The sequence below is a fragment of the Phyllobacterium zundukense genome (genome assembly GCF_025452195.1).
In the GTDB taxonomy this organism is placed as follows: Bacteria; Pseudomonadota; Alphaproteobacteria; order Rhizobiales; family Rhizobiaceae; genus Phyllobacterium; species Phyllobacterium zundukense_A.
Map to the genome: position 1 here is coordinate 271,235 of NZ_CP104970.1, position 18,558 is coordinate 289,792.

Annotated in this window: 14 protein-coding genes and 2 pseudogenes; 13 read left to right on the forward strand and 3 right to left on the reverse strand. The window is 56.8% G+C overall.

Features of this window, described 5'->3' with window-relative positions; genetic code table 11:
• Positions 1-20: 20 nt before the first annotated feature.
• Positions 21-800: pseudogene (locus N8E88_RS03095) on the forward strand (IS110 family transposase); the annotation flags it as partial.
• 425 nt (positions 801-1,225) lie between these two features.
• Here the strand turns inward: N8E88_RS03095 and N8E88_RS03100 are convergent.
• The gene (locus N8E88_RS03100) at positions 1,226-1,993 is read right to left on the reverse strand and encodes a GntR family transcriptional regulator (protein WP_262291051.1); all 768 of its coding nucleotides are present in this window, start codon (positions 1,991-1,993) and stop codon (positions 1,226-1,228) included.
• 263 nt (positions 1,994-2,256) lie between these two features.
• Between N8E88_RS03100 and N8E88_RS03105 the strand changes: the two genes are divergently transcribed.
• The 9 genes and pseudogenes from N8E88_RS03105 to N8E88_RS03145 form a co-directional block, all read left to right on the forward strand.
• Positions 2,257-3,621: an ABC transporter substrate-binding protein gene (locus tag N8E88_RS03105; RefSeq protein ID WP_262291052.1), complete on the forward strand. Its 1,365-nt coding sequence runs from the start codon at positions 2,257-2,259 to the stop codon at positions 3,619-3,621.
• A gap of 71 nt (positions 3,622-3,692) precedes the next feature.
• Complete coding sequence (locus N8E88_RS03110) at positions 3,693-4,625, forward strand: carbohydrate ABC transporter permease (RefSeq protein ID WP_262291053.1); 933 nt, start codon at positions 3,693-3,695, stop codon at positions 4,623-4,625.
• Positions 4,622-5,446, forward strand: a complete 825-nt coding sequence (locus N8E88_RS03115; protein WP_262291054.1) for a carbohydrate ABC transporter permease — start codon at positions 4,622-4,624, stop codon at positions 5,444-5,446. Before N8E88_RS03110 ends, N8E88_RS03115 begins: the two co-directional genes overlap by 4 nt.
• Positions 5,443-6,474, forward strand: coding sequence for an alcohol dehydrogenase catalytic domain-containing protein (locus tag N8E88_RS03120; RefSeq protein WP_262291055.1), 1,032 nt, complete (start codon positions 5,443-5,445; stop codon positions 6,472-6,474). Before N8E88_RS03115 ends, N8E88_RS03120 begins: the two co-directional genes overlap by 4 nt.
• Before the next feature lie 47 nt (positions 6,475-6,521).
• Entirely contained in the window at positions 6,522-7,319 is a 798-nt protein-coding gene (locus tag N8E88_RS03125; RefSeq protein WP_262291056.1) for a class I fructose-bisphosphate aldolase, read from the forward strand.
• An 80-nt stretch (positions 7,320-7,399) separates the two neighbouring features.
• A complete protein-coding gene (locus N8E88_RS03130; protein WP_262291072.1) occupies positions 7,400-8,734 on the forward strand; it encodes an FGGY-family carbohydrate kinase in 1,335 nt (444 codons plus the stop codon).
• Between the two features lie 26 nt (positions 8,735-8,760).
• Positions 8,761-9,858, forward strand: a complete 1,098-nt coding sequence (locus N8E88_RS03135; protein ID WP_262291057.1) for an ABC transporter ATP-binding protein — start codon at positions 8,761-8,763, stop codon at positions 9,856-9,858.
• A gap of 18 nt (positions 9,859-9,876) precedes the next feature.
• On the forward strand, positions 9,877-11,586 hold the full coding sequence (locus N8E88_RS03140) for a dihydroxyacetone kinase family protein (protein WP_262291058.1): 1,710 nt from the start codon (positions 9,877-9,879) through the stop codon (positions 11,584-11,586).
• 523 nt (positions 11,587-12,109) lie between these two features.
• Positions 12,110-12,184: pseudogene (locus N8E88_RS03145) on the forward strand (hypothetical protein); the annotation flags it as partial.
• Between the two features lie 5 nt (positions 12,185-12,189).
• Here N8E88_RS03145 and N8E88_RS03150 read toward each other — a convergent pair.
• A complete protein-coding gene (locus N8E88_RS03150; RefSeq protein WP_262291073.1) occupies positions 12,190-13,836 on the reverse strand; it encodes an FAD-dependent oxidoreductase in 1,647 nt (548 codons plus the stop codon).
• A 108-nt stretch (positions 13,837-13,944) separates the two neighbouring features.
• A complete protein-coding gene (locus N8E88_RS03155) occupies positions 13,945-14,364 on the reverse strand; it encodes a MarR family winged helix-turn-helix transcriptional regulator (protein ID WP_262290633.1) in 420 nt (139 codons plus the stop codon).
• A 355-nt stretch (positions 14,365-14,719) separates the two neighbouring features.
• Between N8E88_RS03155 and N8E88_RS03160 the strand changes: the two genes are divergently transcribed.
• The 3 genes from N8E88_RS03160 (at position 14,720) to N8E88_RS03170 (ending at position 18,512) form a co-directional block, all read left to right on the forward strand.
• Positions 14,720-16,135, forward strand: a complete 1,416-nt coding sequence (locus N8E88_RS03160) for an aminomethyl transferase family protein (protein WP_262290634.1) — start codon at positions 14,720-14,722, stop codon at positions 16,133-16,135.
• Positions 16,136-16,287: 152 nt separating this feature from the next.
• A complete protein-coding gene (locus N8E88_RS03165; protein ID WP_262290635.1) occupies positions 16,288-17,148 on the forward strand; it encodes a methylenetetrahydrofolate reductase in 861 nt (286 codons plus the stop codon).
• 194 nt (positions 17,149-17,342) lie between these two features.
• Positions 17,343-18,512, forward strand: coding sequence for an ABC transporter substrate-binding protein (locus tag N8E88_RS03170; RefSeq protein WP_262290636.1), 1,170 nt, complete (start codon positions 17,343-17,345; stop codon positions 18,510-18,512).
• The last annotated feature ends 46 nt before the right edge of the window (positions 18,513-18,558 follow it).

An 18,558-nucleotide genomic window follows, 5' to 3' on the forward strand; every position in this document is an offset into this window, starting at 1 on the left:
TTATGGTCACCTGATGATTAGTCAAACGGCAGAAGAATGATGCCGCAGATGCGCAGGCTATCTGCGAGGCTGCACAGCGCCCGACAATGCGCTTCGTTGCGGTGAAGAGCGAAGACCAACAGGCCAATGCGGCGGTATTTCGTGCCAGGGATTTGCTGGTTCGTCAGCGCACTCAACTGATCAATGCGCTTCGCGGTCAACTTGCGGAATATGGATGGATCGTTGCCCAAGGCCCCTCCCATGTCGCCAGCCTTATCGAGGTGGTGAAGGACCCTGCGAGTGATTTGCCGCAAGCGGCGCGTGAGGTGTTCGCCATCCTTGCCGAGGCCGTGCAATCGCTTGATGAGCGTATCAAAAAACTCGATGCCGAAATTGGGCGTCGAGCCAAAGTCGACGAGGTCGTGCGCAGGCTTATGACCGTTCCGGGCATTGGGCCGATAACAGCAACGGCCTTGGCTGCACTTGCTCCCGATCCGGCGACTTTTCAAAAGGGACGTGATTTCGCGGCCTGGGTCGGGCTGACGCCGTTGCAACATTCCACCGGCGGAAAACAGAAGATCGGGAGAACATCCAAAATGGGCGAGCGAACATTAAGGCGCTTGCTTATCATCGGCGCTTGCGCGGTCGTTAAGCAAGCTTCGGCCGGCAGGGGTGCTCCAAAAGGATCGTGGCTGGCACGCATGATCGCCAGCAAACCGCGTATGCTGGTGGTTGTCTCTCTTGCCAACAAGATGGCCCGCATTGTCTGGGCACTGATGGCAAAGGGTGAGGTTTATAAAGCTCCGGCCGGGAGGGTATAGCCGTTCACGGCCAGAGGTCGTTGAAAGTGTAGGGCAGCTGAAGGATTGATATGGCGCAACAGTCGATGAGACGGGGTCGGTAAACCAGCAAATGTCTATGCGTCTCGAACGCGAATTGTAGATTTTGGATCCGATCTACGAACTCCCATATGGGCCGACGGCAACTGAATGGCCGTATCAGAGGCCGAACAGAAGTCACGCTCGACTACACGCACGTCATTCCAAAAATTGTCTTGCATTTTACGGGGCGTCCACAGAAGACATTTGGGCTACAATTAAAAATGCCCGAAAATAGCCTATTATCGGCATTTTCAAAGGAACATTTGTCCATCGGAATCAATGCGAACAAAATGTCCGCTTGCGAAGCTTTCAATGGCATCGAAGGTTGTCAGTGAGAGCGGCAGGTTCACCTTGCCGTACACGGTTCACTGGCCGTCTGTCGGCCCTTCGTTCCTGGCTTCCGCGTCGACCGAGATGGTAACAACGTCGCTCCGAACGAATGAGCGATAAAAATCGAAGGCTCGGCCGCTCTCCGTGCGCGATGTCGATTGAATAAGCAAGACAGGTGCACCCTTCGCGAGATCCAGCTTCTTTGCGGTCGACGGGGAAGCGGCCACAGCAGCCACCTCGCGGTGCGCCGCATAAATAGAAAACCCAGCAGCTCGGAGCGTCTGGTTCAGAGACGCCTTGCCTGTTAAGACGGGCTTATCGAGCAGCACGTGTCCAACATCGGCTGGGAGGTAGTTGGATGAATGCATTGCGGCCTTTCCGTCGATATGCCTGACGCGTTCGAGCACAAAGCCCGTTTCATCGGTAGCCAAACCCAGAGCCTGCGCCGCGAACGCGGGCAAAGCTTCGAAGCCAGAGCGGATTACCGTGGTACTGATCGCGCGATCCGGCGCATGAGCCTCGGTCTCAAGAAACCCTTGAGTGACTTGAAGCATCCAGCGATTATCGTTCACGTCGTTCACGAAAGCGCCACGCCGAGGTACCATGCGGATCAAACGCTGTTGCTCAAGCGCGCGAAGCGTCTCGCGAACCGTTGACCGCGCCAGGTCGAATGACCGACAAAGCTCGGTTTCCCCGGGAACCCGATCGCCAGCCTTGTATGTACCGTTCTTGATTTGACTTTCGATTATTCGAGCGAGTTGCAGATAATAGGGCTCAGCAGATGTGCGGTTTATTACTTGCATGAGACTCTTCATCGATTCACGTGTGTACGAACATACCGTACAATGCTTCCAACGATCTGTCGATATGCCGCATTTTTTACAATGAGTTCGGCTCAAAAAATTTGATTGACGACGCGCGCAAAATTTTGTACGTACAAGACATACAGTAGGAACGTTCTGGACAGGAGGGAGCGTTGCTGGGCAGTTGACCGGTATTTCCGGGTTGAAGCTGCGTCTGTGTCTGCTTCCGGCGATGGAGCCGGAATTTTTGGGAGGAAGTCAAAATGTCTGTTGCTATGTGGCGCCCGGCCTATGCCGGTTCGCGTGTAAGTACCCTTGCGCTCTCCTTGGCCCTCGGGCTGCTCAGCGCGCAATCGGCACGTTCGGAAGAGGTTACGCTGACCGTTGCACTGGCGGCCAATCCTCAGATGGAAACGGCTGCCAAGCTTATCGGTGCATTCTACGAAAAATATCCCGACATCAAGGTGAAGTTTCAGTCTCTGCCTGAAAATCAGCTTCGCCCCACTGTGCTCAAGGATGTAGCTACCAACTCCGGCCAGTTCGATGTTGTGATGATCGGAGCCTACGAAGTGCCTCTCTGGGCGCAGAAGGGTTGGATCGCCAATCTAAGCACCGATTATGTTTCCAAGGACGCCGCTTGGAAGGTCGACGATCTGATCAAGCCGATCCGCGATCTCGTCTCCTACAAGGGTGATCTTTACGCGACGCCGTTCTATGGCTCGTCGTCCTTTATGTTCTATCGAAAGGACCTGTTTGAAAAGGCAGGTCTGAAGATGCCGGAACAGCCGACCTGGGATCAGGTCGCAGATTTCGCGGCAAAGCTCGATGATAAATCGAAGAATTTGTCCGGCATTTGCCTTCGCGGTATCCCCGGCTGGGGGCAGAGTCTCGCGCCATTGACGACTGTCATCAACACGTTCGGCGGCCGCTGGTTTGACGAAAACTGGCAGCCCCAGTTAAGCGCGGAAAAGACCAAGACCGCTATCAACTTCTATGTTGACCTGCTGAAGTCACATGGACAGCCGGATGCGGCGAAGGATGGATGGCAGGAGTGTCTGCAGCTCTTCACCCAGGGCAAGACCGCGATGTGGTACGACGATACGGTCTTTGCTGGACCTGTCATCGACCAGGCTTCGGCAGAGGTGAAGGGAAATGTCGGCTTCGCGCTCGCTCCCGTGAAGGTAAAGCCGGGCTCAGGTTGGCTTTGGGCTTGGGGTCTTTCCATTCCCAAGACCAGCCGTCACCCGGACGCGGCCTGGAAGTTGATCTCGTGGCTGACGAGCGAGGAATATATCAAACTTGCCGGTGAAAAGGCCGGCTGGGGCACAGTACCTCCGGGCTCGCGAGAATCGACCTACAAATTGCCGGCATATATAAAGGCGACGAGCGACTATGCTGATCTGACGCTGAAATCCATCAGTGCTGCCGATCCTCTGAAACCTACGGTCGATCCGGTGCCCTACACGGGTGTCCAGTACGTCACCATTCCGGAATTCGAGCAGATCGGTGATTTCACGTCTCAACAGCTTGCCGGCGCTATCAGTGGGCAAATGTCCGCTGATGAGGCCATCGCGACAAGCGAAGAGAAGATCAAAGAGATCATGCAGGACGCGGGCTACATCAAGTAAGCCCTGGCGGGCCGCTGTCCTCCCTGCGGCCCGCCGAACCAACCCTTATCTTATATTTGTGGACAAATACCATGCATTCGCCGTCGACACCGCAGAGCGGAACTCGGACGGGCCTAAAGCGCAATGCCTTCCTTCAAGGTTGGTGGGATCGGCTTCCCCTCTTACCCGCGCTGATTGTCGTTCTTCTCGTTACGCAGCTTCCGTTCGTTATAACGCTGTACTATAGCCTGCAACGCTGGAACCTGGTTTCGACCACTGCGCCGCGTTTCGTGTGGTTTCGCAATTTCGTCGGCGCTGCCAGCGACAAGGTGTTCGTGCAGGCTATCCTTAATACCGCAATCATGACCGGATCCATTGTTGCAGCTTCCCTCGTGATCGGCGGATTGCTCGCGGCGGGGTTGAACCGGGAGTTTCGGGGTCGCACGATCGCCCGAACACTTGCGATAACGCCGTTCTTCATTATGCCGGTTGCAGCTGCCCTGTTCTGGAAAACCGGGCTCTACGATCCGACATTCGGCATTCTTGGGTGGATGACCGACGAGGTCGGTCTTGGCCGGATCAACTGGATCAGCCAATATCCGAAGTTGACTATCATTATCTTGACGACGTGGCAGTGGTCGGCATTCGCGCTGCTGATCCTGCTGGCTGGAATGCAATCATTCCCGACGGAGGTGGGGGAGGCCGCCGCTATCGACGGAGCCGGACGCTTCTACACATTCCGCCGCCTTATGCTGCCACACCTTCGACCCTTTATTGAACTCACCGCACTCCTGACAGCCATGTACGTGTTGGAGAACTTCGCCGCGATTGCCCTCCTGACCAATGGTGGACCGGCCTACGCAACCACCAATCTCTCCTATTACGTGTACCTGGAGGCCTTCAGTGCCTTCGATCTCGGACGCGCGTCTGCCTTCGGGATGATCTCGTTGGCCATCGCGATGGCATTGATTGTGCCGATGCTGAGGATTGTCTCCGGCATTTTCAAGGAAGGCGGTCGAGCATGAGTATGCGGCGCCGGAGTACCCTGACTGACTGGGTACTAACGATCTTGACGTGGTTCGGCACGTTCTTGATGTTTGCACCAATCGCGTGGATGGTACTCACCAGCTTCAAGACGGAGCAGGACGCGGTCAGCTATCCGCCGAAGCTTTTCTTCACACCGACCCTTGATCACTACAGGCGAATTTTCGAGAACGACTTCGTCGCCTTCGCGACTACATCCATAACGGTTACTCTCGTATCAACCGCGATCGTGATCGTCCTCGCTGTTCCCGCCGCTTTCGCCTTGACCGTCAGACCGGTCCCCAAGTGGCGTGATATCCTCTTTTTCTTCATCTCGACAAAGATGATGCCGATAGCGGCGGGTATCGTTCCGATCTATCTCGTCGCGCGAACTTTCAATCTCCTCAATACCTCAACAGTGCTGATTATCGTCTACACCTCCATGAACCTGCCTCTCGCCATATGGATGATCCGCTCTTTCATGGTGGAGATCCCACGTGAAGTTTTCGATGCTGTCCGTGTCGATGGCGCAGGTCGTTTTCGCGAGATGACGCAGATCATCGTCCCCTTGATCAGGCCCGGCCTGGCCTCTACGGCGCTGCTTTGTGCGATCTTCGCCTGGAACGAGTTCTTTCTTGCCGTCAACCTGACGACGACCGTCAGTACACTGCCTGTTTTCCTTCAAAAGTTCCTGAGTTTCGGCCAGCTCTACACCGCGCAGGTGGCGGCTGTCGCAACGTTGATCAACATTCCCGTCGTGGCGGCAGGCTGGTTCGCGCAGAAGAGCCTGACGCGCGGTCTAACATTCGGAGCAGTAAGATGAGCCTTGATAAACTTTTTGACAGTGCGCCCGAAGGCAAAATGAATGCGGTTCGTATCACTCAAGACCACAAAATCAGTGTGATCGAAACGACCATTCCTAAAATTTCGGCTGGCGAAGTGCTGGTGAAGCCGGTCTGCTGCGGTATCTGCGGCACTGATCTTCATATTCTAAGGCATGGTTTCGTCGGAACGAATTATCCAGTGACGCCCGGCCACGAATTTGCAGGACACGTCGTCGCTGTCGGTTCGGAAGTCCGCAACGTCAAGGAAGGCGACTTTGTTGCGGTGGATCCCAACGTTGTATGCGGCACCTGCCGTTGGTGCCGCTCGGGGCGCCCCAATCTTTGCATCCACCTGTCGCCGATCGGAGTGGGAAGGCCAGGGGCGGCAGCCGAATACGTTGCCACTCCAAGTCAGAATGCCTTCAAAGTCAACGAGGCCATCGGACATGGCATCGCGGCGCTTATCGAGCCGCTTGCTTGCGCCTTGCACGCCGTTGAATCGTCCCAAGGGATCAAAGACCGCCGCGTGCTGGTCCTGGGCAGCGGGACGATGGGCCTTCTGATTGCGCTCACTTCCAAGGCGTTTGGAGCGGGTAGCGTGACCTTGTCGGACCCGGCTACCGCGAAACAGAATATTGCCCGGCAAGCCGGGATTGAAGATGCGCGCGGACCTGAATCCCTCAATGGTGAGCTATTCGACGTCGTATTCGAAGCAGCCGGCGTACCTGCCGCGCTCAGACAGGCTTTGCAGTCAATCGAGAAGACCGGTGCCCTCGTTCAGGTTGGGGTCCACGATGCTGATGCCATTGCGAGCTTCAACCCCTTCAAGCTCTACGAGCAGGAATTCAGGTTCATCGGCTCCAATTCCTGTGCCGACAAATTTGCGGCCGCCGTCGATCTGATGGCGGACATCCACGACAAGGCAAGTCTTCTCATTGGAGAGAGCTTTCCAGTGTGGAGCTTTGCAGAAGCCGTCCAAAGCATGGAGGCCGCCAAGTCGGTCAAGACCCAACTTCGGTTCTCGTGAGACCCAGAGCAGCGACGTCCAATTCTATCAATCTAAAGGAGAGCATCATGACAACCAACCGTTATTCTACCAGCTACCGGATGAACCGCGTCTTTCGCGACGATCGAGCAGCGCTTATTGTACCGATCGACCATGGTCTGGTTTGGGGAAGGGTGCCTTCGCTTGAAGCACCGGTCAATGTAATGCGCCGATTTCTATCGGAAGACATCACCGGCTTCATGGTCAGCACCGGTATCGTCAAGGCTTCGGAGGTCGACCTCGCTCGGGCGCCCGCAATGTCGCGCGTCCTGGCGATCGACGCTTTCTGGCCGACCAGTGCGTCTGAAACTGGCACTGGGGCGATCGTCACCAGCGTCGAAGACGCAGTGCGAATGGGCGTCGATTGCGTCAAGCTCCTGCTTCCCTGGAATGTCAATGACGTGGAAAAAGTCCAGTACTGCAAGCGGATCGGTGAGGTGGTTTCGGAAGCTTCCAAGTGGCACATTCCGGTCATGGTCGAGCCCGTATTCCTTAACATGCCCCGCTCGCCGGAAATTATCGAGAAAGAACTCGAAGTTGCCCGCATTGGCTACGATCTTGGTGCCGATATCATCAAGATTACATTCCCTGGGCCAGACGCGACAGCCAAGCTTTGCGACGAGCTCGATATTCCAGTTGTAGTCGCGGGCGGACCTCTCAGCGGCGACATGGCTTCGACGCTGCGGGATGTCGAGGATGCGATATCGGCAGGAGCGCAAGGTGTGGTTGTGGGTCGTAAGGTCTGGCAGCGGCCGCCGGAAGAGGCAAGCCAGGTGATCGCGGAAATGGCACGTATCACCCGCGAAAAATATTCGCGCCGTTGGTAAAACTGACTGACTGAATTTTGGAGGCGATAGTGCAGGTCTGCGGCATCGACATAGGAACGACGAACCTTAAGGTTTCCATCGTGGACAGGTCGGGGCGTGCGATTTGGACGCGCGCAGTCCCTACACCGCGTGGATCGGATGCCATAGGAGGAGCAACCGATCCCCAGGCTCTCTTTGCACTGATTGAGGATATGATCATTGAAGGTTGGCAGGCTGTTGGCAAGGGCAAGCCCTTAACTGCCATTGCGACCACTGGTGTCGGTGAAGACGGCATATATGTTGACGGTAATCTTAAACCCTTGGGACCGGCAATTCCGTGGTTTGACCGGCGCGCAACTGAGCAAGCGGCGTTTATACGGAGCACGGCGGCCGCGACGCCACGCGCAGGAATCGCTATGGACCACACGCGGACCGGAGCGAAGTGGCTCTGGATGCGGCAGGAGCATCCGGAAGTTGTTTTGGCGGCACGGTGCTGGGTGGCCTTGACGGACCACCCGTCGGTGATCTGGACACGTCGTCCTTTCATGAGCGAGACGCTCGCCTCCCGCACGGGCTGCTACGATGTAGGGGCAAGGACGTGGCTTCCACGGCTTCTCGAGACCTGCGGCGCGCCGCCGCTTCCCGAAATCCTGCGAGCCGGAGAAATTGTCGGTACGGTAAGTTTTGGATCTTTGATTGAAAGCGGCGCAGCAACAATACACACTATAGTCGCTGCTGGCGGCCATGATCATCCGATTGCGGCTTCCGCGATTCAGCGCATTGACCCAATGGCGCGGATCGATTCAATCGGTACAGCCAATGTCGTCTACGCCGAGACGCGTTCTTTCCCGCTCGATCATTTCGATCCGTTTCTATCTTTTATGGTTCCCGTGCGTGCAACGGACGGTATCATCGCGTGCCTCGGTGTGTTCGAGTTTTCTTCAGCTGTCCAGGCGCTGCAAGCCGATGGCGTCGATGTGAGAGCATTCTTAAATCTGCCGAGAATGCCTGGAAAGCCGAGCCTGGCCAAGCCGCTTTTAAAAACAACAGAACTCACACGTAACCTGCGATCTGTCCTCGAGGGAGAAAGCCTCACGGCAAGACAGATGTTCGACAATATGAATGCGGTCGGCGTAGAGGACGGTCCAATCTATGCCACTGGCGGGTGGAGCCGATCGCGAAGCCTGCTCGAGCTGAGGGCAAGTATTTATGGGAAGCCAATCCGAGTGCTCAGCGAGCAGGAACCCGCGGTGATTGGCGCTGCTCTGCTAGCCGCCGGGGCCGCCGATGAGCTGATCGACTTCTCGCAAGGGATCACTATCGAAACAATCGACCCAGATGCGAATTGGGCAACGTTTTACCAAGAGCATTATCAAGATTTTTGTAAACAACTCCAAGCGCTCGATCGGCCCGGCCGCGAGCGGCTATCAAACTGAAAAACATGTGCCATGGGAGGCGATAAGTGTCCGTTATAGCGCTGCAGGATTTAAACAAAACGTTCGGAACATTCTCCGCGGTCGAGAATTTGAACCTTGTGACCGAAGACGGCGAGTTTATCGTTCTGGTCGGTCCATCTGGTTGCGGGAAGACAACCACGATGCGGATGATCGCTGGTCTGGAAGAGTCGACCTCGGGTTTCATCCGCATCGACGACGAGGACGTTACTGGTCAGGGTCCGTCCGAACGCGATGTCGCAATGGTGTTCCAGAACTATGCTCTCTATCCCCATTTGACCGTGTACGAGAACATGGCGTTCTGCCTCAAAGTCAGACGTTGGACGAAGGAACGGATTGACGAGCAGGTTCGCCGGACTGCCAGAGCGCTCGATATTGAAGGTCTACTCGACCGCAAACCTGCGGCCCTTTCCGGCGGACAGCGCCAGCGTGTCGCGCTGGGGCGTGCGATTGTTCGCGAACCGCGCGTTTTCCTGATGGACGAGCCACTCTCCAATCTGGACGCCAAGCTGCGCATCGAGATGCGCGCCGAGATTGTCAAGCTTTGCCGTCGATTGAAAATCACGACGTTTTATGTAACGCACGACCAGCTTGAAGCGCTGACCATGGGACACCGTATCGTCGTCATGCGCGGCGGGTTAGCCCAGCAGATCGATACCCCACAGAATATCTACGACACACCGGTGAACCGGTTTGTCGCTGGCTTCATCGGCAGCCCACCTATGAATTTTCTGAATGCCACCATAGAGGAGTCGGGATTGCTCACTGGCCCCGGCTTTGAAATTCGTCCCGGCGGCGCAGTTAAGGACGCACTCCGTCAGCGAACCGGAACAATCGTTGCTGGCGTCCGCCCCGAATACCTTCATCCTGTCCAAGACGGAGTTGCAAACGGCCTTGGATCGTTCCGCGGCCGGATCGATCTCATTGAGCCGCTCGGCTCGCAGGTGATGATCCAAGTAGCCGTTGGTGAGGAGCTAGTAACAGCCCAATTTGAGCGCGGTCCGGACATAGCGGTCGGTGATGCGATCACGCTGACGCATCGTCCCAATAGCGCGCATGCGTTTGACCCACAAACCGACCGGTCGGTTCTCGCACCCGTCGTTTAAATGATCTGGAAAGCAGTTATGAAGAAACTCATCAACGATCCCAAGGCCGTCGTCCGCGAGATGCTGGAGGGCACCGTTGCTCTTAGTCCGAACACAGCGCTGATCGCCGACGAAAACGTTGTGATCCGCTCCGATCTATTGGCCGCGCCTGATCGCAAGGTTGCGGTGCTGTCCGGCGGCGGGAGCGGACATGAGCCTGCCCACGCTGGTTATGTCGGAACGGGGATGCTTACGGCCGCTGTTGCCGGGGATGTGTTTACTTCGCCGAGTACTGACGCCATTCTATCTGCGATACGGACAGTCAGCGGACCTGCGGGCGCATTGTTGATTGTGAAAAACTACACGGGCGATCGGCTCAATTTTGGTCTCGCCGCAGAACTCGTCCGGGCGGAAGGAATCCCAGTTGAGATCGTCGTTGTAGCGGATGATGTGGCGTTGCGGGACACCGTCCCAAAAGAGCGTCGGCGCGGGATCGCCGGTACGGTCCTCGTACACAAGCTCGCAGGTGCAGCCGCGGAAGCCGGACTTCCTCTGGAAGACGTCGCAGGACTTGCCCGCGTTGCTGCCGACAACCTTGGCTCGATGGGCGTATCACTCGGGTCTTGTACGCTTCCAGCCGTCGGCAAGCCAGGTTTCGTCTTGGGTGCTGACGAGATCGAAGTGGGGCTCGGGATTCATGGAGAACAGGGCGTTCGCCGCATGGCGCTGACTTCAGCCGACAATCTGTCCAACCTCATTCTGGAAACGATGGCCGCTGACAGGGCGTTTGGAGAAGGTGATCGTGTCGTACTCCTTGTTAACGGTCTTGGATCCACTCCCCCGTTGGAGCTTTCCATTATCACACGCGCCGCACTATCCTGGCTGGAGGCACAGGGCATATCCGTCGAGAGAGCTTGGACGGGAACATTCCTCTCCGCACTTGACATGCCCGGGTTCTCGCTGTCGCTCATGCATATCAATGACGAACTTCTCTCCTTGCTGGACGCGCCTACAACAGCGCTCGCCTGGCCAGGCCGCGGCCTAGTCAATAACAACCGGTTCGCGGCAAAGGCAGCCGACAAGAGTTCGGTCGAACAAACGTCAACCTCCGGCCATCGCGTTACATCAAGTGCAGCGAGCGCTCGTATCCGCGTCGGCGCACTTGCTGCGGCCGATGCTCTAATCGCGGCTGAAGAAGCACTGACGGAACTGGACAGTGTTGCCGGCGATGGCGATCTCGGTTCCAGCATGAAGAGAGGCGGGGAAGCGATCCGCGCTTTGCCCGCCGATGAATTCACTTCGCCCGCAGGGAGTCTCGCCGCAATTGGCAACGCACTGAGGCGTGCGATCGCTGGGAGTTCGGGGCCATTTTATGCGACCGGATTTTTGCGTGCGTCTCGCCACCTTGCGGATAACCCGTTGCCGTCGCCGGAGGAGTGGGCTGAAGCCTTTTCATCCGCGGTTCAAGCGATCTCCGATCTTGGCGGGGCGAAACTCGGAGACAGAACGATGATCGACGCCCTCCAGCCCGCGGCAGATGCCTTCACAAAGGCCCTCGCAGACGGCAAATCGGCGACACAGTCATGGAGCGAAGCCGTCGTGGCCGCCGAAACCGGTGCCGAGGAAACCAAGACAATGCGGCCCCGTCTGGGCCGGGCAAGCTACCTTGGTGAGCGTGCCGTCGGTTCTCCAGATGGTGGCGCGGTTGCGGTGTCGTGCTGGATTAAGGCACTCAAGACCGTCATTTGAGCTACTAAAGATGATTGTAAGGTCCGTCATAACTTGGCGGAATTCGCCCTCGCGCCTTTCGGTGGCGCTTTGCCTTACGCGGGCGGTGGCGTCGAAAGCAGAATTACTCTCCGAGATCGACTGCAATGCACCTTGGCCCGCGCAGGGCAAACCGCGCAGCATCCACGTAGACACCGGCCGTGATTTCCGGTCCAAGGCGTTTCAGGCGGCCTGCGCGGAATGGGGAATTGACCTTGCGTACAGGCCTCGAGGGAGCCCACACTTCGGCGGGCACATCGAGCGGCTAATTGGCACGATGATGGGAGCGGTCCACCTGTTGCCTGGAACCACGCAATCGTCCGTTGCCGCCAAAGGCAGCTATTAGGCCGAAGCCAAGGCTGCGATGACTCTGAGTGAGTTCGATAGCTGGTTCGCCCTGGAGGTTTGTCGCTACAACAACAGCATTCACTCGAGCCTCGGCTGTACGCCCGTTGCCAAATGGGAGGCTTTGGCCGCGGAGATGTCGGGCGACATTCCCTTCGGCATGGATGCGTTTCGGGTGAGCTTCCCGCCAAGCGAACAGCGCCAGGTTCGGCGGGACGGCATCCATCTGTTCGACATCCGCTATTGGTCGGATGCCTTGGCAGGGCACATTGGTCGCAAGGATGATGCGACATGGCCCAAGACCGTCGCAATGATCTGTGAAGCGTCATCACCGTCGTTCCCACGCCAGGCGATGACCTGATCAGGTCGAATGAGGACGAGCGGCTCGCGATAGAGTGCAAGGAGTTGATCCTGTTCTATGTCAACGACGGTCAGATCCATCCCGGCCTTCCTTGCCGCAGCAACAAGCTCGTCCCCAGTCGATGACGGGGGGCGAAGCCTGAGGAGCGTCCATTCAAATCCGAATCGGTCGAACAGCGATGTCTGGGGACTCAGCCAGACGTGGGGCGCCCTTCCGCCGGGCGCTGCATTGGGGACATAGACATCCGGGAGGTCCGGACCCTGCTCCTTTTCTTCGGACAGGATGACCGGCGAATGGTCATAGCGGGCGCCGAAGGTCACGCCGGGTATATTGAACTCAGATCGCCCATGTGCCTCGAGATAGACGCCAGCTTCCCGTCGCAACTCCGATCCGAGATCCGTATCCGCTTCGAGGTGGGTTTTCGGAAGGTAGTTTCCGATGGATTCAGCGAACGTCTTGGCAAAGCCGGTATTCCTGACAGCGACGGGACGCCGCTCCAGTTCATAAGTATCGAGAAGGAATGGTGTTGCAATTCCTTTGGCAACCGAGGCGAGTTTCCAGCCGAGATTGACCGCGTCATCCACCGCTGTGTTATACCCCAGGCCACCCGCTGGGGTAAAAAGATGACCTGCGTCGCCGCCCAGGAATATCCGTCCCGCCTGAAACTTTTCGGCGACAAGCGCATAGCCGGCTGTCCAGGTGCCGCGAGAAAGGATTTCCGCATCAAGGGGATACCCCACGACCGACTGAAACATCTCAAGGGCTTGCGCGTCTGATATATCTTCTTCCTTTTCGCCTTCCTTCAACTGAGTGTGGAAAGCAAACTCGCCTTTGCCATCGACGGCGGCCATGAACGCCCGGCGCTCAGGATTGAACGCGACGTTCATCCATGCGGGTGCAAAGGGAACAACGTCATAGAACTGCGGGCAGCGAAGATAGAGGGCAAACATTTTCCCGCCGAAGAAGTCTCTCACCGCTCCGCCATCGCCCTGATAGCGAATGCCGAGTGTCCTGCGTATGAAACTTTTCGCGCCATCTCCTCCAACGAGATACTTGGCTGTTACGGAGCGGGTGCTCTCGGAGCCGACCTGACTTGCGGTCATGGTCACGGCGTCACAAACGTCTTCGAACCGGGATATCCGCCACCCATAGTTCACCGAAACTGTAGACAGGGCTTCGGCATGCTTGCGTAGAACGCGCTCGACAAACTTCTGGGAGACACGGTGGGGCAATTCGGCAGCGCTCCAGGATCCTGTCATTGTCAGGATCTTCTCGCGCGCCTCTTTGGCTGAGGGAAGGCGAAAGCGAGCCAATTCATGGCGAGCATATCGCGTGAAATAAGCGATATCGGTTGGAAATTCTTCAGGCATGCCGAGTGCACGGATCTCATCAGCAAATCCCAGGCGCCGAAAATGCTCCATGGTTCTTGCCTGAGTGGCATTGGCCTGGGGATTGAAAGCCGTCGAAGATTTCTCGTCAAAGAGAATGGTTGAAACGCCCCGGCGGCCAAGTTCGTTGGCCAGCATCAGTCCGAACGGGCCACCACCCGCGATGGCGACATCGTAAACTTCGTGAGTCACGGTAAAACCTCCCAAATCTGCTGGCGCAAAAATAGTAAGGAAACCGGACCAATGTCAATCCGCTTGATCACCCTCTTTGTTGATTTGACACTCTACATATTTCCCGAGAGCTTCTACCATTAGATCAACCATTGCCGGCCCGAGCTGGTCACGCATTTCATTTTCTGCCACCTCCAGACTTTGATGAAAGGCCTCCAGCCAAATGAAGCCGCGGTCTGTGAAGCATACGAGCTTTGCCCTGCCGTCGGCGGGATCTTGGCGTTTTTCAATGAGGCCGGTCCGTTCTACCTGATCGACCAGTTCACTCATCGATTGCTTTGTGAGAGAGGCGCGTCTCGCCAGTTCCGTGAGTCTTGTCCCGTCTTCGTCGAGGTTTCGGGTTAGATTAATATGTGCGGCGGTAAGTTCGGAATGCCCTTTGGCTTTCAGATTTTCGATGATCCTGTTCTCGAATATCCTGACCGCCTCGTTCATCCGGCGGCCAATGTTGCTCCTGCGCCATGCATTTTTCAAAATCATTTTGTACCACCTCGGAAGCTATCAATTTACACGAGTACGCCTGCGGCAAGTATTTTTCCAGCCCCTCGACTTAAATTGGTTGACATGTGCCGCCCTCACAAAATATGGTCAGGCTACCGTACTAAATAAGGTGTCTTGGAGGAGGCTTTATGGACGAGAGGATTTTGCGGCCGAATTGGGGACCAACGGCGCTGCACCATCCCGCGCGCGGTTCTCGCCACCACCAAGAACAGTCGATTCAATAGGCCACTGGTCGACGTACAGTCAAATCGCTCAGCAGAGCGGAACATAAGAGGAGGATGTTCGAGCAATGGTAAAGGCAAACGGCGCGCGATCACTACAAGATTTGGTCGACGAGAAAACCAATCTCGTCGAGTATTTTTACAACGACACACTTGCGCCCCATTACCGGGCGCGTACCGGGCTCACCGCCGCGTTCATTCCGCCGGAGTTCACAAATTGGCGAGACGAGCAGCGTGCCTGGCGCGGGACCGCGATCCTGTTCGACCAGACGCACCATATGCCGGAACTCATGCTCAAAGGTCCCGATGCGTTTCGGTTGCTTGAAAAGCTCGGCATCAACAGCCTGTCGAATTTTACGATTGACCGCGCCAAGCAATTCGTCGCTTGCACGCCACGCGGTCACGTCATCGGCGATTGCGTCGTCTACAGACTTGCCGAGGACACGTTCGAGCTGATCAGCGGCATGCCTGTCCTGAACTGGGTACAGTTTAATGCGGAACAAGGCGGCTACGACGTGACGATCGAGCGCGACGACCCGACGCCTTACAACCCGACCGGCAGGCGCTGGTTTTATCGTTTCCAGTTGGAAGGTCCCAATGCCGGCCTGATCTTCAACGCTGCGGTCGAGGGGGGTGCCCCGGAGATTGCATTCTTCAGAACCGCGAAGGTTAAAATCGGCGGATGCGAAGTGCTCGTTCTGCGGCATGGAATGGCGGGCCATCTCGGTGCGGAGCTTTCCGGTCCGTATGAGGACATGGAAAAAGTACGCGCCGCGCTGCTCAGTGCCGGTGAGGCGCATGGGCTGAAGCAGGGTGGAACAAAGACCTATTTTAGTACGATCTTCGAATTTGGCTGGATGCCTTACCCGCTGCCGGGAATCTATACGGGCGAAGAACTGCGCGATTTTCGCCAATGGCTGTCTGGAAGCGGTTGGGAAGCGAACGCCCAACTCGGCGGCAGCTTCGTCTCGGATAATATCGAAGATTACTACGTCACCCCGTGGGATCTCGGCTACGGCCATATTCTCAAGTTCGATCATGACTTCATCGGGCGCGAAGCCCTGGAAGCCCTGCCCGTGGAGAAGCGGCGCCAAAAGGTCACGCTGGTGTGGAACCGCGACGACGTTGCGGCAATCTTTGCGTCTGCCCTCGGAGACGGGCCACGATACAAGGCTATAGACCTGCCGGTCGCCTATTATGGCTGGCCCCAGTTCGATGAGGTGCGGGGGCGGGATGGCATGCTCGTCGGTCACTCCTGCCATTGCGGGTATAGCAACAACGAAGGCGAAATGCTGTCTCTCGCCATGCTCGACGTTCAAAACGCGACTCCCGGGACGCAAGTGACACTCACCTGGGGAGAACCCGGTGGCGGGTCGCGCAAGCCGCATGTTGAACGGCACGAGCAGTTCAAGGTCAGGGCGGTCGTGGCGCCCGTTCCCTATGCAAGTTCGGTTCAAAAGATGAAGCGCGCTGCGATCAGCTGACGATCGCCGGTGTTCGCTTAGCGCCTTTGCGTCAGAGCGACCACCGGTGTTGTCCTGGCTACGGATACGCTGCGGTGGGCTACTCCCGAACGTTCACATTCTTCTCGCGCAATAAGAATTCGCTTGTGCGCTCGCAGGCGGGATGGGTTTTTATGGCTATGTCGCATGCAATACATCTCCGAGACCGAAGCGATGTGCTGGATGACTTTTCGGTGGAAGTGACGACAAAAGATACAGCACAACTGGCGGCTTTGTCTGGCGCGATCCCCAAAGGCACCATCATCTCGATTCCGTTTCTCTCAACGGAAAGCGATGCCGACCGGATCATGGCGGCCAAAATGGTTCGACAGGCGGGATATGAGCCCTTGCCTCACATTGCCGCCAGACGTCTGGGCTCGGAAGCTGTGCTATCGGCAATGCTGTCGGCGCTTGTGAATGACGCCCAGGTAACCCGATTGCTCATAATCGCGGGCGATGCCGATCCTTCCAAGGGCCCGTTTTTGGATACTGCTACGATCTTGCGCAGCGGTATCCTTGAAAATCACGGGATCAGGCATGTCTCGATAGCCGGGCATCCGGAAGGACACCCGATCCAGAACGCTGCCATGCTCAACAGCGCGCTGCTGGAAAAACGGCAAATCATGGAAGCGGCAGATATCGAGTGGTCGATATTCACTCAGTTTGCGTTCGCATCGGAACCCGTGCTTGCCTGGATCGGTGAACTGCGTCGATTGGGTATCGAGGTGCCGATCCACGTCGGTATTCCTGGTCCGGCAAGCGTCAGAACGCTATTGAAATTTGCAGCGGTTTGCGGCGTTTCCGCCTCGACAGCCGTCCTCAAGAGGTACGGTCTATCGATCACCCAATTGTTGTCGAGCGCAGGCCCCGACGCTCTGGTCAGTGAATATGCTACCGCCTTGAGCAACGCCGATCGCGGCGATGTTCGTCTGCATTTCTATCCATTTGGCGGACTACGCAAAACGGTGGACTGGTTACGAGGGTACCGGACGTGACTTCCCAATGCGCCGATGTAAATGTCAGGTAGCCTTACTATACCGGAACATTTGCGATTCAGAATACACGGATGAAACGGTCCAGGATGTGGAGAAAACTTGACATATTAGTACGGATTCCGTACCAATATTAGCGGAGGAAGTGGCGCTTCAGCGTCAGTGCACCGGACGCTTTTCCGGTAGGGAGGGAAAATATGACATTCTCGAAATTGACGTTGTATCTCGTGGCATCGGCGGCGTTTTTTACGGCTGGCACGCTCGCCCAGGCCGAGACAATCAAGGTCGGCGTAATCGCTACATTCTCCGGGCCTAACGCAATCTGGGGTAAGCAATTCCGCGAAGCGATCGATGTCTATGTCGCGCAGCACGGAGACGAGGTTGGCGGTCACAAAATTCAGTTCATCTACAAGGACGTTGGCGGACCCAACGCCGACGCCAGCAAGGCCGCGGCCCAGGAACTTCTCGTCCGCGAAGGCGTGAAATATCTTGCAGGATTCGACTTCACGCCCAACGCTGTGGCGGTTGCTCCCCTGACAAAGCAGGCCAAGGTGCCGGCAGTCATTTTCAATGCAGGGACATCGTCGATTAACAAGCAGTCGGAGTTTTTTCTCCGTACCAGCTTCACGCTCGCGCAGCTTGCACAGCCGGCGGCAGAATGGGCGGCGAAGAACGGCTCCAAGAAAGTCATCACGGCCGTTTCCGACTACAATCCGGGGATCGATGCAGAAACCGCCTTCGCCGCCTCTTTCGAAAAGAATGGTGGGACGGTTCTTGAAAAGATCCGAATGCCGCTCCAGACCAATGACTTCGCGCCGTTCCTGCAGCGAATCAAGAATTCCGGTGCTGATACGGTCTTTACGTTCCTGCCGGTCGGCCCAGCGACCTTCGCTTTCACCAAGGCCTACAATGAAAATGGCCTGAAAGCCGCAGGCGTTTCGTTCATCGGAAATGGCGAGACCGACGAGACCACACTCGACGCGCTGGGAGACCAAGCCATTGGTCTCGTGACAGCGTATCACTACTCCGACGTCCACGAGTCTGGACTTAACAAGAGCTTTGTCGCAAAACTGAAGGAACTTCATCCGGGCTCGCGCGCCAACATGGCTTCGGTCGGCGCTTATGACGGCGCGGAGTTGATCTACCGGATGATCAAGGCTGCAGGGACTGACGGCACAAAAGCCATCGAGGCGGCCAAGGGCATGGAATGGGAAAGCCCACGCGGACCGGTGAAGATGGATCCGGTCTCACGGACGGTGGTGCAGAACGTCTATCTTCGGCGTGTTGAAAAAGGCGCGGACGGCAAACTGGTCAATCGGGAATTTGCGACTGTCCCGAACGTACCGGACCTCGGCTTCAATCCCTGATCCACGGTGAGCGTGGCGGCAATTTTCCGCCCCGCAACGTCCGACC